Source organism: Bordetella pseudohinzii, assembly GCF_000657795.2.
GTDB classification, from domain to species: Bacteria; Pseudomonadota; Gammaproteobacteria; order Burkholderiales; family Burkholderiaceae_B; genus Bordetella; species Bordetella pseudohinzii.
This window is the reverse complement of record NZ_JHEP02000015.1, coordinates 98,008-112,303: the sequence shown is the minus strand read 5'-3', so window position 1 is coordinate 112,303 and position 14,296 is coordinate 98,008. Positions and strand designations below refer to the sequence as shown.

The following is a 14,296-nucleotide window of genomic DNA, read 5'->3' as shown; positions in this document are numbered from 1 at the left end:
GGGCCGCCGGCCCGCCGCCCTGTCAGCGCGGCTCTTCGATGTTGAGGACACGGCCCAGGCCCAGGAAGCGGTTGGCAAAGATCAGCAGCGCCGCCGTCAGCACGATATAGACCACCGACAAGGCGGCCAGCGTCGGATCGGCGAACTCGCGCACGTAGTTGTACATGGTGACGGGCAGCGTCTGTGTGCGCTGCGTGGTCACGAACAACGAGGCGGTGAACTCACTGAACGACATGATGGCCGCGAACATCCAGCCGCCGAACATGCCCGGCGCCAGCAGCGGCACGGTGATGGTGAGCAAGACGCGCAGCGGCGAAGCGCCCAGGCTGGCCGCGCTCTGCTCCAGGCGCTCGTCCAGGTTCTCCATGGACACATAGACGCTGCGCAGCACGAAAGGCAGCACCAGCATGACGTGGCAGAGGATCACCAGGCCATAGCCGCGCTCGATATCCAGCTGCGCCACCAGGATGAGCAGGCCCAGGCCCACGGTGAAGTGCGGAATCACCAGGGGCGACAGCAGAATGGCCTGCAGGAGGTTCTTGCCCGGGAACTCCATGCGTTTGACCGCGACCGCCAGGCCGGTCCCGATGACCAGCGCCAGCACGGAAGACCAGATCGTGACCACCAGGCTGGCGTGAAAACCATCGCGGAAATCGGCATAGGTGAAGACCCGGCGGAACCAGCGCAAGGACCAGGATTCCGGCGGAAACGTCAGCAAGGCCTTGTCATTGAAAGACGCCAGGAAGACCACCACCACGGGCAACAGCACGAAGGCCAGGATGAGCGCAATCAAGATGGGCGCCCCGATGCGCAGCCACAGGGGCGCGGCGCTGCGGATTCTCATATCAGTGTCCTCCGATGGCTTTCAGGCGCCGGGTCACCCGACCAAGCAACATCAACGCGATCGCCGTCAGGCCCAGCCCCACCACGCTCAGGCTGGCCGCGAGCGGAAAATTCATGGATGAAAAGCCCAGTTGATAGACCAGGGTGGACACCGTGGGCACGCGCCCGCCGCCTATCATCTGCGGCGTGGCGAAGGCGCTGAAGGTCCAGGCAAAGGAAGTGGTGATGCTGGCCAGGATGCCGGGCATGGACAAGGGCAAGGTGACTGTCAGAAAGGTGCGCACCGGCCCGGCGCCCAGGCTCTCGGCCGCTTTTTCGTAGTCTCGGTCGATATGCGAGATGGCGGTGGCCAGCATGAGCACGACCACCGGAATGGTCACGTGGACCAGGGCCACCAGCACCCCAAGATGACTGAACATCAGGGTCAGCGGTTGGTCGATCAAGCCCAGCTTGCGCAGCATGGTGTTGATGAAGCCATTGTTCCCCAGCACGATGATCCAGGAATACGTGCGCACGATCTCACCCAGGAAGAGCGGCGTGATGGAAACGATGAGGACAAAGGATTTGATAAAGCGGTTGCGCACCCGGACCAAGGCATAGGCCAGTGGATAGGCCACTAGCAAGGAAAAAACCGTCGTCTCCACGCTCAGCCTGAGTGTGTTGACGAAGGCGTCCAGGTAGATCGGCTTGGTCAGGCCCGAGAAATTGGCCAGGGTCAGGCCGCCGACATCCAGCGAGCCGGGAATAAAAGTACGCAAGCTGTATTGCAGCACGGTCGCCAGCGCGACACAGATGCAAAGCGCCACGAAACTTGCCGGGGAAATCAGCCATCCCCTGAGCGTGTTGCGTGCGTCCATAGGCAGGTCCATCCCTATTCTGCGTTCAAAGACAGGCGCCGCCCGTGACGGCCGGCGGCGCCCCGGACTACGCTTAGTTCATCATGTTTTCCGTGAACCACTTGCGCCATTCGGCGGTCTTCTCGGCGCGCAGCTTGTCGTCGATGACGATGGCCTGGGTGTCCCATTGCTGCTTGGTGGTGAACACGCCGGGCAAGGCGGCATCCTCGGGCGAGACCTGGGCGTTATCGACCACCGGGCTGGCCTTCTTGGCCGCCACGATCTTGGCCTGCACCTGGGGCGAGAGCGCGATGTCGATGAACTTATAGGCCAGGTCGGCCTTGGCGCTGCCCTTCATGATGGCCATGGTGTCCACGCCCAGCACCGCGCCCTCCTTGGGCATCGCCACCTTGATGGGCACGCCCTGCCCGATCATGTAATAGGCGTTCATGGACAGCAAGACCTGGGCGGGCGTCTCGCCGGCGGCGATCAGCTGCTGGCTATTGGCGTCATTGGTGTAGAAGGCCTTGAAATTGGGCTTGAGCGCCTTGAGCTTTTCTTCGCCCTTCTGCCAGGTGGCCGCGTCGCCGCCGGACAGCATGGCCGACACCGCGATGATATGGCTGGGATCGAAGTCCGGCGCCGACAGTTTGCCCTTGAGCGCGGGATTCCACAAATCGTTCCAGCTATCGAACTTGATGCCGGCCGGCACGAGGTCGGGGCGATAGCCGATGGTGTAGACATAAGCCCAGCTGCCGATATGGTAGGGGCTGATCTTGGCGCGGTCGACCAGGTGCGAATAGTTCGGGATCTTGCTCAGGTCCAGCTTCTCGTAGAGACCGGCGTTGACGTAGAGCCAGCCGATGTGCGAGGTGGTGAAGGTGATGTCGCTTTCCGGCTTGCCGGCAAGCTTGGCCTTGTTCAGGCGGTCGATGGTGCCGCCGGTGATGTATTTCACCGGCACCCCGGTCTGGCGCGTGAACTCCTTGCCGATGTTTTCGTCGATGAGATCCCGGAAGCTTCCGCCCCAGGTGCTCACGACCAGGGCGTCCTGGGCCTGCGCCGCGCCCGCCACGACCGCGCCGGCCAGCAGACCGGCCGAAATCAGTTCTTTAATCATCACAACCCCTTGTCAATTTGTTTGCGATCGAAGTACTACTGTGAAATGCCGGGATCGGCATGCAAAGGCTTCATCCGACCCGACGGCCGGCGCCCGCCCTACAACACCTGGTCGAGAAAACTCCTCAAGCGTTCGCTCCTGGGAGCATCGAAAAACTGCTGGGCATGGCCGGTTTCGAGAATCTCGCCGCGCTCCATGAAGACACAGCGATCGGCCACCTTGCGGGCGAAACCCATTTCATGGGTGACGCAGATCATGGTGATGCCAGTCTGGGCCAGGTCTTCCATGATGCGCAGCACCGAACCGACCGACTCCGGGTCCAGCGCCGAGGTCGGCTCGTCGAACAGCATGATGCGCGGACGCAGGCACAGCGCCCGCGCAATGGCGACCCGCTGCTGCTGCCCTCCCGAAAGCTGTATCGGGTACTTGTCGGCCTGCTCGATGACGTTGACCTTGCGCAAGTACTCGCGCGCGGTCTGTTCGGCCTCCCCGGCCGGCACATGCATCGCCAGCTTGAGCGCGAACGTGCAGTTGGCCAGCACCGTCATGTGCGGAAACAGATTGAAGCCCTGGAACACCATGCCCAGCTGGCGCCGGACTTTCTCCACGTCCTCGGGGCGCCGGGTCAAGGGCAGGCCGTTGACATGAATATGGCCGGAATCATGCTGTTCCAGATGATTGATGCAGCGTATGAGCGAGGACTTTCCGGAACCGGAAGGTCCGCAAAGCACGACGATCTCGCCGTTGGACACGTCGAGATGGATGTCGCGCAGCGCGTGGAACTTGCCGTAGTACTTGTTCAGCCCCGCGATGGATACCGCGGGCGTCGTGTCCGAGGCGGCGGAGGCGGGCGGTTGTGTGACGCGGGTGAGAATGGCAGTCATGGTGTTGGACGCTCTGCGCTCAGGTCTTGACGAGATAGCGGTTCAGCTTTCGATCCGCCGCCGAAAAACCGAGCCTTATGCTGTTGGTGATGCACCAGTAGATGGCCGCCGCCGTGATCAAGGGGGTGAAGGGATCGTAGGTGTAGTCAAAGACGGTGTTGGCCGCGGCGGTCAGGTCCACCAGCGTGATGGCGCTGACGGCGGCCGTGCTTTTGACCATGATGAGCAGTTCGTTCTGGTACGCCCGGATGATGTATCTGGCCACCAGGGGCAGGCGCAGGCGGAACAGGATCTGCCTGGGCTTGAGTCCCAGCGTTTCGGCCGCCTCCAGCGTGCCCTTGGGGACGGCGGCCAGGCCGCCGCGGATGATCTCCGCCAAATAGCCCGAGTGCGTCAAGGCCAGGCCCAGCCAGGCGCAAACATAGGCATTGGAGAAGACCTTCCACAGAAAGGTCTCGCGCACGATGGGAAACTGCGGCAAGCCGCTATAGATAAGGTAGAGCAGCACCAGGCTGGGCACGCCGCGAAAGAAGCCGATATAGGCGCCGGCGAAGACCGAACGGGCGCCCGGCCTGAAGCAGGCCAGCGCCACGGGGATGGCCAGCAAAAGCCCGATTACCAGCACGGGCAGCAGGACGGCGAACGTCGTGGCCGTTCCGGCCAGCAGCTTGGGCAGGCTCTCCCAGGCCACCTGGAAGTCAAAGTGCATGGGTGGCCCTCCGTCCTTCAACCGCGGGATGGAAACCCCGGCCGGCCCAGACCTCGATATGGCGCGCCACGTAATAGGTCAGCCAGGTCATCGCCAGGAAGAAGGCCGCCGCCAGCATGTAGTAGACAAAGGGCTCCTTGGTCACGCCCGAGGCCAGCTTGGCATAAGCCATGATTTCCTTCAGGCCGATGAGCGAGATGAGCGCGGTGTCCTTCAGGACGACGATCCACATATTGGTCATGCCTGGCAGGGCCAGGCGCAGCATCTGGGGCAATATCACGCGCAGCCAGATGGTATGCCGCGGGATCAGCAATACCCGGGCCGCCTCGAACTGTCCCTGCGGCACGTTCTGAATGGCGCTGCGTATGAGATCGGCCAGGTAGGCGCCATAGACCATGCCCAGCGCGGCCACCGCCGCCATGAAGGGCGTGATTTCCACGCGCTTGTCCAGGCCGAAGGGCGCCAGCAGGCCGGCGACGATTTCCGATCCGCCGTAATAGAACAGAAAACCGACCAACAGCGAGGGCACGCCGGTGAAGATCGAGGCATAGGGCAGCCAGACCAGCTTGGCCGGCAAGGTCGGCTTGAGCGTGATCAGGGCAAAAAAACATCCGATGGCCAGCGCCAGCAGATAGGCGCAGACGGCGACCTGTATGGTCGTCATGCCGCCGATCGCCAGTTGCTGCACGAAACCCATAGAAGGCATGTCGTCATCCTTGCTAGCGCGTGGAAAATACAGCCCGCGCCGCCGGCGCGGGCCCTGGCTTGCCTTACCTGCAGGCCGACTCTTCCGGCAGGAGTTCGACATCCATATACGGCTTGCGCAGCTTGGTGAAGGTGCAATCCTTGATGATGGTGTCCAGCGCGGCGTTCATGCGATTGAGCAGTTCGCCGCTGTCCTTTCTGGCCAGCCAGCTTGATCCGGCCTCCCCGCCTCCCGTCCACAGATCGCCGCCGGCGAACTTCCAGCCCTTGCCCTGGGGCTTGGACAGGAACTCATTGGTCCAGCTGATCTTGGGTCCCAGGCTCATGTCCAGCCGCCCGTTGGCCAGGTCCAGGCGGATCTGGTCCGGGTTGTCATAGAAGACTATCTGGACGGCGTTGCCATACTTCTCGCCCACGTACTTGGCCTGGGCCGATCCCCGCTGCAGGCCGATGCGCACGCCCTTCAGGCCCTCGGGCGTGAAGGTATAGTTCTTGGACTCGGGCACCACATAGGAATCCGGGTTGAACAGCACGGGGCGGCCGAAGAGCACTTTTTCCTTGCGCTCGGGCAGGGGCTTGGTCTGGCTGGCCACGGCATCGAGTTTTTTCTGCAGCAAGGCTGGGATCAGCGCCTTGAAGTCCATCACCACGAATTCGCACTCGGCATTCATGCGTTTGCACATCTCGCGGGCAAGGTCTGGCTCGAAGCCGGTCAGGCGGCCGGAAGGATCGACCATGCTGAAGGGCGGGTAACTGCCCTCGTTGCCCAGCACCAGTTTTTCGGCCTGGGCGGGCGCATGGCCCAGAAGCGCCGCGCCAGCGATGGCGAGCGTCGTGATGCTGTGTCGAAAGTGCATTTGTTATTCCCCTTGTATCGACTGTTCGGGCCGTTTGTGAGGTCCGGGCCCGGCGGACTTGCGCTGTGTTCAGTCCCGGGCGACGTTCCCCGCGAAGAGTTGGCCGTAGCCGGGCTTGGCGCCCGCCGCCCCCGTCAGTTCCAGGCAATGCCAGAACGAAGCCTGGATGGCCGAGATGACGGGTTTGCCGAGTTTGTTTTCCAGGGCCTCGATGGCGCCGACCGTGCGAAAGTTGGTGCAGGAAACAAAAACCGCGGTCGCATCGGGATGATCGACCGAGAGCACATGGTCATAGACTTTTTCGAGGGGTACCTCGGCCAGCGCATGATCATCGGAAATGCCCAGGCAGGCACTCTTGACGACCTCATGCCCGTTTTCTTCCAGAAAGCGGATGGCGCGCTCGTGGATCTCCGGCAGATATGGCGTGGCCAGGGCCACCTTGCCGGCCTTGACCTTCTTCAGCGCGGCCAGCGTGGCGGTCGAGGCGGTCGTGATCCGGGGGCCCGGCACCCATTGCTGGAGCTTCTTGATGAGGGCATGGTCATAGGCCGTGCCGTGCAGGAAGGAGGCGCTGGTGCCGCCAAAGAGCAGCACATCGATGGGAGCCGCGCCCGCCAGGCGCGCGGCCTGTTCGAGTTCCGGCGCATTCATCATCTCTTCGATGCCCTGGACAGTTACTTTCGGCAACTTGATGCGGGCAGTATGCGTGGAGACTCCCGGCGCTGACATCGCCCACATTTCCTCTTCCATCACCACACTGGAGGCGATGTAGATCAGGCCGATGCGGGCGAGATCGCCCGAGCCGTCATAGCGGAAAGCGGGATAGGCATTTGCAGCCTGTTTTGAAGCGGTGTTCAACGCGGAACCTCCATGTGGCGGGCCCTCGCTCCAGGCATCACGGCGTGCGCCATCGAATGGCGCCGGTCAACCAGCCATGCATTTCCCCGAAGCATCTGGTACCCCTGTCTGTGATAGTGCGCGCCGGTGGCGCCATCGCCGAAGGCCGGTTCGCGCCGGGGACATCGCCCTTCGCCCGACCGGCCGCCCCAGCGAAAGCCAATGATGAGAGAGAGCCCCCAAAGGCTCCAAGTCGCCTTTTCCTTAGACCGGGATAGGTTTTCCTGATGGCTCGCCGCGGCCGCGGCGGGCGCGTCAGGATTTCCGAGACAGGACACCAGAAAAAACAAATAGGCGCGGCCTAACGTTGGACCGACCATCGGTGTGCGGCACAAGCCGGTCGACGCGCCACGCAGGCGCCGCTTCCCCGGATAAACCCTAATACTCCGAGAGCCATGAAACACAAGCGCATACGCACCTTCAACACCAAAGTCACCTATCCCGAGCAGAACCTGGACAACGACCTGTGCCAGGCCGTGGTCGCGCGCGGCAGCACTGTGTTCCTGCGTGGGCAGATCGGCCAGAACCTGGACACCTCGGAGAGCGTCTGCATCGGCGACGTGGCCGGACAGACGGAGCAGGCCATGAAGAACATCGCCATGCTGCTCAAAGAGGCCGGCGGCGAGCTCGAGCACATCTGCAAGATCACCATCTACATCATCGACCCGCGCTATCGCGAGCCGGTCTACCGCGTCGTCGGCAAATGGCTCAAGGGTGTTTTCCCGGTCTCTACCGGCATCGTGGTCTCGGCCCTGGCGCGCCCCGAATGGCTGGTGGAGGTCGACGCGACTGCCGTTATTCCCGATTGACTGAGCAAAGGCCAAGGTCATGACTTTCTCGATCATCGCGCGCTGCCCGGCCTCGGGCCAATTCGGCGCGGCTGTTTCCTCCTCGTCGCCGGCGGTCGCTGCCCGCTGCATCCGCGCCCGCGCGGGCGTGGGCGCCGCCGTCAGCCAGAACATCACCGATCCCGCCCTGGGTCCGCTCATGCTCGAGGCCATGGCCGCCGGGCAGACGCCGGAACAGGCGCTGCGGTCGCTGCAGGACCGCCCCTTCATCTCCTACCGGCAGTTGATGGCCATCGATGCGCGGCATGCGCCGGTTGTCTTCACGGGGGACAATGCCTTGGGCCGCCTGGCCAGCGCGCAAGGCGAGCACGCGGCCTGCGCCGGCAACATGCTCGCGACACTGGATGTGCCGGCCGCCATGCTCGCCGCCTTCGAGCAGACCCAGGGCAGCCTGGCCGAACGCCTCATGCAGGCCATGCTCGCCGGCCAGGCCGCCGGCGGCGAGGAAGGGCCGGTGCATTCGGCCGGCCTGCTGGTCTATGGCGGACTCGATTGGCCCATGGTCGATCTGCGCATGGATTGGGTGGACGACGGCCCGGTGCAGGCGCTTTATGCCGCCTGGAAAGTGTATGAACCGCAGATCCAGGATTACATCACCCGCGCCAGAGATCCCCGAGCCGCGCCCAGTTTCGGCGTGCCTGGCAATCTGTAGGCGCCGCCCTGGCGTGCGAGAAAACCCGAGGAGCGCCGTGCCCCGCAATGCGGGCATAGTGGCTAAACTTTTGCACCGTGGCGCCGGCCGAGGCCGGCGCCCGGCTTCGGTGGATGCTCCCGCAAGGGATCGCCATCCGCCCTCCGGCGCCCCGCCTGCCCTTGTTTTCTCTCCCCGGACCATGCTCAATCGCATTTCTCTGCGCCAGATGGAGTACTTCGTCGCCACGGCCAAGCATGGCAGCATCGCTGCCGCCTCCGCCCAGATCCATATATCGGCGCCCTCGATTTCCGCCGCCATCGCGCACGTCGAGACCGAGCTGGACGTACAGCTGTTCGTGCGTCATCCCTCCAAGGGGCTGGCCCTGACCGTGCTGGGGCAGCAAGTGATGCGCGAATGCGAAGAACTGCTGGAGCGCGCCTCGCGGCTTTACGAAATCGCCTCGCTGTCGAGCAACGCCATCCAGGGCACCCTGCGGGTGGGTTGCTTCCAGTCCCTGGCCGCCATGATCGCGCCCGAGGTGATCTTCGGCTTTTCGCGCGCCTTCGAGAAGGTCGACCTGCATATGATCGAGGGCGACCAGCAGCTGCTGATCGACAAGCTGCATACGCTGGATATCGACGTGGCGCTCACCTATGACCTGCGCCTGGGCGACGAGATCCACTTCGAGACGCTGGCGCGCCTGCCGCCCCATGTCATCGTCAGCGAGCTCCATCCCCTGTCGGAGCAGATCGCCGTCACGCTGGAAGACCTCGCCAAGCTGCCGATGGTATTGCTGGACCTGCCCCTGAGCCGCGACTACTTCATGTCGCTGTTCGCCAAGTTCGGCCTGGAACCGAATATCGTCGCCCGCTCCCGCTCGGAAGACGTGGTCCGGTCCATGGTGGCCAACGGCATCGGCTATGCCCTCTTTAACGTGCGCCCCAAATCCACGCAGTCGCTCGACGGCAAGCGCCTGGTGAGACTGCGGCTGGCGGGCGAGCACCGCCCCATGCTGCTCGGCCTGAGCACCTACAAACCCATGAAACCCTCGCGGCTGACGGACGTCTTCATGCAGCGCTGCCGCGCCTATATTTCGGATCAATACATACCGGGCATGAGCGAAGGCAGCTTCTTCGACCCTTATGTCCCGGATCTTCCCGAGTCCAAATCGCCATGACCCTGCCCGCTCCCCGCAACAGCATCGAACTCCTGCGCGAACTGCTGGCCTTTCCGTCCGTCACGCTGACGCCCAACGCCGGCCTCATCACCCGCGTGAAGGACTTGCTGGCCGAAGCGGGGATAGCCTGCATGGTGGTCGCCGACCCGCGGGACGGCAGCCGCTGCAATCTGTTTGCCTCGGTCGGTCCCCGCGATGTGCCCGGCATCCTGCTTTCGGGCCATACCGATGTCGTGCCCGTGGCGGGACAGCCCTGGACCGTGGAGCCTTTCGCGGCCACCGAGCGCGACGGCCTGATCTACGGCCGGGGCAGCTCGGACATGAAAGGCTTTGTCGCCTGTGCCGTCATGGCCATGCTGGCCGCCGCCGGCCGCCCCCTGCGGCGGCCGCTGCATCTGGCCCTGTCCTTCGATGAAGAGATCGGCTGCGTGGGCGTGCGCCACCTCATCCGGGCGCTGGAGCATTTCGAACCCGCGCCCATGCTCTGCGTGGTGGGCGAGCCCACGCTGATGAAGATAGGCACCGGGCACAAGGGCAAGGCCGCCTACCGCGCGCTGTGCTGCGGCCAGGCCGGCCACTCGGGACTGGCGCCGCGCTTTGTCAATGCGATCCACACGGCGGCCGACCTGATCGGCGCGCTGCGCGACGTGCAGCGCGACCTCGCCGAGCACGGCGCGCGCGAAGATGGCTACGCCGTCCCCTACACCACCGTGCACGCCGGCACCATCAAGGGCGGCGCGGCGCTGAACATCGTGCCGGCCGAATGCGAGGTCAATTTCGAGATCCGCAATGTCTCGCAAGACGACCCCAACGAGATTCTCCAGCGGGTGCTGGAACTGACCCAGGCGCGCATGCGCCAGGCACATACACTGCCCGAGGCCGAGCCGCCCAAGGTGGAGCTGGTCAACACCTATCCGGGCCTGGCCACCGCAGCCGACTCGCGCGCCGTCGCGCTGCTCTCCTCCTGGCTGCCGGCCGGCACGCCCTTGACCAAGGTCGCTTTCGGCACCGAAGGCGGCCTGTTCCAGCAATGCTGGAAAGAGACGGCCGTCCTGGTCTGCGGACCCGGCAGCATCGAGGTGGCCCACAAGGCCGACGAATATGTCGCCGTCTCGCAGATCGAGGCTTGCGACGCCATGCTGGCCAAGCTGACCGCCTTTCTTGAGCTGCGCTGAGGCGCCGCCAAAAGAGGTAACGAAACTTTCTGGGAATCTTTGGCGGAATTCCGATATAAATAAGGCGTCTTCCCCCGTCTGTGGCAGGCCACCGCCTGTCCCGCGCGCCCCTCCAAGGATTCCGCTATGACCCAACTTCACATCAACGGCCAGGCGAAGGATGTCGACGTGCCCGGCGAAACGCCCTTGCTCTGGACCCTGAGGGACGAGCTCGGCATGACCGGCACCAAGTTCGGATGCGGCATGGCATTGTGCGGCGCCTGTACGGTGCACATGGATGGGACGCCCATCCGCGCCTGTGTCACGCCCATCTCTGCCGTGGCCGGCCGCGCGGTCACCACGATAGAGGGCATAGCGGCGGACCCTGTCGGCCAGGCGGTGCAGCAGGCCTGGATAGACCAGAATGTTGCGCAGTGCGGCTATTGCCAGGCTGGCCAGATCATGACGGCGGTCGGCCTGCTCAAAACCACCGCCCAGCCGACGGATCAAGACATCGAGGACGCCATGAGCGGCAATCTCTGCCGCTGCGGCACCTATCCCCGCATCCGCGCCGCCATTCACCAGGCCGCCAAGCGCCTGGCCCAGGGAGGAAAGCAATGATGGACACCGCGAATTTTTCCCGGCGCAGCTTTCTCCAGGGCGGCCTGGGCGCGCTTACCCTGGCCGTCACCGCCAAGGGCTTGATCACCACCGTCTGGGCCGCGGAGACCGCCCCCCGGAAGTACGGCGCCGACAGCATGCCCGGCGGCACCGTCGATGATCCGCTGGTTTTTATCAGCATCGCCGCCGACGGCACGGTCACCATCGTCGCGCACCGCGCGGAAATGGGCACCGGCGTGCGCACCAGCCTGCCCATGGTCGTGGCCGACGAGATGGAAGCGCGCTGGGATCGCGTCAAGGTGGAGCAGGCGCCCGCCGACGAGGCGCGCTATGGCAATCAGAACGTGGATGGCTCGCGCAGCGTCCGCCACTTCCTGATGCCCATGCGGCGCGCCGGCGCGGCGGCCCGCCAGATGCTGGAAGCCGCGGCGGCGGCGCGATGGGCCGTTCCTGTCGCGGAGGTCAAGGCCGTGCAGCATGAGGTCGTGCATCAGCCATCGGGACGCCGCCTGGCCTATGGCGAGCTGGCGGCCGAAGCGGCCAAGCAGCCGGTGCCCAAGGGCGAGGCGCTCAAGCTCAAGGAGCGGGCCGAGTTCCGTTATATCGGCAAGGACCAGGTCCGCCTCGTGGATCTGGAGGCGATCGGCAAGGGGCAGGCGACCTACGGCATGGACGTGCGCCTGCCTGGCATGGTGTATGCCGTGGTGGCGCGCCCCCCCGTCGTCGGCGGCAAGCTGCGTCGCCTGGACAGCAGCAAGGCCCTGGCGCTACCGGGTGTGCTGAAGGTCGTGGAAATCCCGCCCATGCAAGGCGCGCCGGCCTTCCAGCCCCTGGGCGGCGTCGCCATCGTCGCGCGCAACACCTGGGCGGCCCGCCAGGGCCGCGATGCGCTGGAGATCGAATGGGACGATGGCCCTAACGCCGGCTACGACTCCACCGCCTACCGCCAGACGCTGGAGGCGGCGGCGCGCAAACCCGGCAAGACCATACGCAAGCAAGGCGATACGGCGCAAACCTGGGGCAAAGCGCCCGAGGCCGAGCGCCTGGCCTCGGAGTACTACGTCCCTCATCTGGCCCATGCGTCGATGGAGCCGCCCGTGGCCACCGTCCAGATCAAGGCAGGCAAGGCCGAAGTCTGGACCTCTGTGCAGAACCCCGCCGCGGCGCGGGATGCCGTGGCGGCCCGGCTGAAGCTCGAACCCGCCAACGTCACGGTCAATGTCTTGCTGCTGGGCGGCGGCTTCGGCCGCAAGTCCAAGCCCGACTTTGTGGACGAGGCCGCGATCGTCGCCCGCGCCATGCCCGAGGGCACGCCGGTCAAGCTGGTCTGGACGCGCGAGGACGACATCCATCACGACTACCTGCATACCGTGTCGGTCGAGCGCCTGGAGGCGGTCATCGACAAGAGCGGGCAGGTTCAGTCCTGGCTGCACCGCAGCGCCGCGCCCACCATCGCCTCGCTCTTCTCCGAAGGCGCCAAAGGCCAGCAGATGTTTGAATCGGCCATGTCCGCCATCAACATGCCCTACCAGATTCCCAACGTCCAGGTGGAAACCGCCGAAGTGGAAGCCCATGCCCGCATCGGGTGGTTCCGCTCGGTCGCCAACATCCCCCATGCCTTCGCGGCCCAGTGCTTCATCGACGAACTGGCCCATAAGGCTGGCAAGGACTCCAGGGATTTCGCGCTCGACCTTATTGGTCCGGCGCGCCGCATCGACCCGGGCTCGCTGGCCGACACCTGGAACTATTCGGAATCCCCCGAGCGCTACCCTTACGATACGGGCCGCCTGCGCGGCGTGATCGAGGCCGCCTGCAAAGGCGCCCAATGGGGCAGGAAGCTGCCCAAGGGCCATGGCCTCGGCCTGGCCTTCTGCTACAGCTTCGTGAGCTACACCGCCACCGTGATCGAAGTGGCCGTGGACGAGAAGGGCGAGCTGCAGATCATTGCCGTGGACATGGCGATGGATTGCGGCCCGCAGATCAACCCCGAGCGCATCCGCGCGCAAATGGAGGGCGGCGCCATCATGGGCCTGAGCCTGGCGCTCACCAGCGAGATCAGTTTTGAGAAGGGGCGTGTCAAGCAAAGCAACTTCCATGATTATGAAGTGCTGCGCCACAATGCGTCGCCGCGGGTGATCCGTACGCATCTGGTCAATGATGACCATGCCCTGCCGCCCGGCGGCGTGGGAGAACCGCCCGTTCCGCCCGTGGCGCCCGCCCTATGCAACGCGATATTCGCCGCGACCGGCAAACGGATACGCAAGCTGCCCGTGCGCCGGATCGCCTGAGGCCAGGGCCATGCAGGCGCCTACCGTCATCGTCTTGGCCGCCGGCCGGGGGGAGCGCTTCAAGCGGTCTGGCGGCGCGATGCACAAACTCGATGCCATGCTGGCGGGGTTGCCCGTGCTGGAGCGCGTGCTTGGCGCCGTCGCCGCCTCCGGCCTGCCCTGGCACGTGGTCCGGCGAGAAGGCGCCTGCCCGGAGGGCGGCATGGGCGACTCCATTGCCAGAGGCGTCGGTGCGACCCAGGACGCCGCCGGCTGGCTGATCCTGCCCGGCGATCTGCCGCTTATCGACCCGGGCAGCCTGCGCAGGGTGGCGCAAGCCCTGGCTTCCAAACCCGTGGTGGTCCCGTCCTGGAAGGGACAGCAGGGACATCCTGTTGGCTTCCGCGCCGAATGCGCCCAGGCGCTGATGGCGCTGGGCGGGGACAGGGGCGCGGCCGCCATCGTGCGGGCCTATCGGGATAGAGACGCGGTGCACGCGCTGGATCTGGACGATCCGGGGATCGCCATGGACATCGACACGCAGGACGATCTGGCGCAGGCCGAAGCCATGTTAGCGCTGGCCCGGCTTCGGGACTGGAAAATGCGCGACGGACAGGAATCGAACCTGTGACCCACAGCTTAGAAGGCTGTTGCTCTATCCAACTGAGCTACCGTCGCATCGCGATGAAACACTGCCAGCCACGCAATTCTATCAATCGTAATATCAGCGCGTGACCACTGGCC

General features: G+C 64.8%; 15 protein-coding genes and 1 tRNA gene. 7 read left to right on the top strand and 9 right to left on the bottom strand.

What is annotated here, in order from left to right:
- Positions 1–22: 22 nt before the first annotated feature.
- From L540_RS17870 to L540_RS17835, 8 genes are all read right to left on the bottom strand, one after another.
- The gene (locus L540_RS17870) at positions 23–844 is read right to left on the bottom strand and encodes an ABC transporter permease (RefSeq protein WP_043213706.1); all 822 of its coding nucleotides are present in this window, start codon (positions 842–844) and stop codon (positions 23–25) included.
- Position 845: 1 nt separating this feature from the next.
- Complete coding sequence (locus tag L540_RS17865; RefSeq protein ID WP_043213798.1) at positions 846–1,700, bottom strand: ABC transporter permease; 855 nt, start codon at positions 1,698–1,700, stop codon at positions 846–848.
- A 73-nt stretch (positions 1,701–1,773) separates the two neighbouring features.
- Entirely contained in the window at positions 1,774–2,799 is a 1,026-nt protein-coding gene (locus tag L540_RS17860) for an ABC transporter substrate-binding protein (RefSeq protein WP_043213703.1), read from the bottom strand.
- A 98-nt stretch (positions 2,800–2,897) separates the two neighbouring features.
- Positions 2,898–3,683: an amino acid ABC transporter ATP-binding protein gene (locus tag L540_RS17855; RefSeq protein ID WP_043213700.1), complete on the bottom strand. Its 786-nt coding sequence runs from the start codon at positions 3,681–3,683 to the stop codon at positions 2,898–2,900.
- 19 nt (positions 3,684–3,702) lie between these two features.
- Positions 3,703–4,392, bottom strand: coding sequence for an ABC transporter permease (locus L540_RS17850; protein WP_043213698.1), 690 nt, complete (start codon positions 4,390–4,392; stop codon positions 3,703–3,705).
- Positions 4,382–5,098: an ABC transporter permease gene (locus L540_RS17845; protein ID WP_043213694.1), complete on the bottom strand. Its 717-nt coding sequence runs from the start codon at positions 5,096–5,098 to the stop codon at positions 4,382–4,384. Before L540_RS17845 ends, L540_RS17850 begins: the two co-directional genes overlap by 11 nt.
- A 64-nt stretch (positions 5,099–5,162) precedes the next feature.
- Positions 5,163–5,954 carry a transporter substrate-binding domain-containing protein gene (locus L540_RS17840; protein ID WP_043213692.1) on the bottom strand — a complete coding sequence of 264 codons (792 nt, stop codon included), beginning with the start codon at positions 5,952–5,954 and terminating at the stop codon, positions 5,163–5,165.
- A gap of 69 nt (positions 5,955–6,023) precedes the next feature.
- On the bottom strand, positions 6,024–6,812 hold the full coding sequence (locus L540_RS17835; RefSeq protein WP_043213690.1) for a maleate cis-trans isomerase family protein: 789 nt from the start codon (positions 6,810–6,812) through the stop codon (positions 6,024–6,026).
- Between the two features lie 434 nt (positions 6,813–7,246).
- Between L540_RS17835 and L540_RS17830 the strand changes: the two genes are divergently transcribed.
- From L540_RS17830 to L540_RS17800, 7 genes are all read left to right on the top strand, one after another.
- Positions 7,247–7,660, top strand: a complete 414-nt coding sequence (locus L540_RS17830; protein ID WP_043213687.1) for a RidA family protein — start codon at positions 7,247–7,249, stop codon at positions 7,658–7,660.
- Positions 7,661–7,679: 19 nt separating this feature from the next.
- Positions 7,680–8,351 (top strand): DUF1028 domain-containing protein, encoded by a 672-nt coding sequence (locus tag L540_RS17825; RefSeq protein WP_043213684.1) that lies wholly within the window; start codon positions 7,680–7,682, stop codon positions 8,349–8,351.
- 181 nt (positions 8,352–8,532) lie between these two features.
- Complete coding sequence (locus L540_RS17820) at positions 8,533–9,510, top strand: LysR substrate-binding domain-containing protein (RefSeq protein WP_043213682.1); 978 nt, start codon at positions 8,533–8,535, stop codon at positions 9,508–9,510.
- A complete protein-coding gene (gene argE, locus L540_RS17815; RefSeq protein ID WP_043213680.1) occupies positions 9,507–10,685 on the top strand; it encodes an acetylornithine deacetylase in 1,179 nt (392 codons plus the stop codon). The genes L540_RS17820 and argE overlap by 4 nt, the downstream gene beginning before the upstream one ends.
- A gap of 126 nt (positions 10,686–10,811) precedes the next feature.
- Positions 10,812–11,285, top strand: coding sequence for a (2Fe-2S)-binding protein (locus tag L540_RS17810; RefSeq protein ID WP_043213677.1), 474 nt, complete (start codon positions 10,812–10,814; stop codon positions 11,283–11,285).
- Entirely contained in the window at positions 11,282–13,573 is a 2,292-nt protein-coding gene (locus L540_RS17805) for a xanthine dehydrogenase family protein molybdopterin-binding subunit (protein ID WP_043213675.1), read from the top strand. The genes L540_RS17810 and L540_RS17805 overlap by 4 nt, the downstream gene beginning before the upstream one ends.
- Positions 13,574–13,583: 10 nt before the next feature.
- On the top strand, positions 13,584–14,183 hold the full coding sequence (locus L540_RS17800) for a nucleotidyltransferase family protein (protein WP_048026599.1): 600 nt from the start codon (positions 13,584–13,586) through the stop codon (positions 14,181–14,183).
- Here L540_RS17800 and L540_RS17795 read toward each other — a convergent pair.
- Positions 14,157–14,230: transfer RNA gene (locus tag L540_RS17795), tRNA-Arg, on the bottom strand. The two genes, L540_RS17800 and L540_RS17795, sit on opposite strands and share 27 nt — an antisense overlap.
- Positions 14,231–14,296: the final 66 nt, after the last annotated feature.

Bases quoted from the DNA above. Each gene is read 5' to 3' on its own strand.
- L540_RS17870 (WP_043213706.1), bottom strand. From the start codon at position 844: ATGAGAATCCGCAGCGCCGCGCCCCTGTGGCTGCGCATCGGGGCGCCC.
- L540_RS17865 (WP_043213798.1), bottom strand. From the start codon at position 1,700: ATGGACGCACGCAACACGCTCAGGGGATGGCTGATTTCCCCGGCAAGT.
- L540_RS17860 (WP_043213703.1), bottom strand. From the start codon at position 2,799: ATGATTAAAGAACTGATTTCGGCCGGTCTGCTGGCCGGCGCGGTCGTG.
- L540_RS17855 (WP_043213700.1), bottom strand. From the start codon at position 3,683: ATGACTGCCATTCTCACCCGCGTCACACAACCGCCCGCCTCCGCCGCC.
- L540_RS17850 (WP_043213698.1), bottom strand. From the start codon at position 4,392: ATGCACTTTGACTTCCAGGTGGCCTGGGAGAGCCTGCCCAAGCTGCTG.
- L540_RS17845 (WP_043213694.1), bottom strand. From the start codon at position 5,098: ATGCCTTCTATGGGTTTCGTGCAGCAACTGGCGATCGGCGGCATGACG.
- L540_RS17840 (WP_043213692.1), bottom strand. From the start codon at position 5,954: ATGCACTTTCGACACAGCATCACGACGCTCGCCATCGCTGGCGCGGCG.
- L540_RS17830 (WP_043213687.1), top strand. From the start codon at position 7,247: ATGAAACACAAGCGCATACGCACCTTCAACACCAAAGTCACCTATCCC.
- L540_RS17825 (WP_043213684.1), top strand. From the start codon at position 7,680: ATGACTTTCTCGATCATCGCGCGCTGCCCGGCCTCGGGCCAATTCGGC.
- L540_RS17820 (WP_043213682.1), top strand. From the start codon at position 8,533: ATGCTCAATCGCATTTCTCTGCGCCAGATGGAGTACTTCGTCGCCACG.
- argE (WP_043213680.1), top strand. From the start codon at position 9,507: ATGACCCTGCCCGCTCCCCGCAACAGCATCGAACTCCTGCGCGAACTG.
- L540_RS17810 (WP_043213677.1), top strand. From the start codon at position 10,812: ATGACCCAACTTCACATCAACGGCCAGGCGAAGGATGTCGACGTGCCC.
- L540_RS17805 (WP_043213675.1), top strand. From the start codon at position 11,282: ATGATGGACACCGCGAATTTTTCCCGGCGCAGCTTTCTCCAGGGCGGC.
- L540_RS17800 (WP_048026599.1), top strand. From the start codon at position 13,584: ATGCAGGCGCCTACCGTCATCGTCTTGGCCGCCGGCCGGGGGGAGCGC.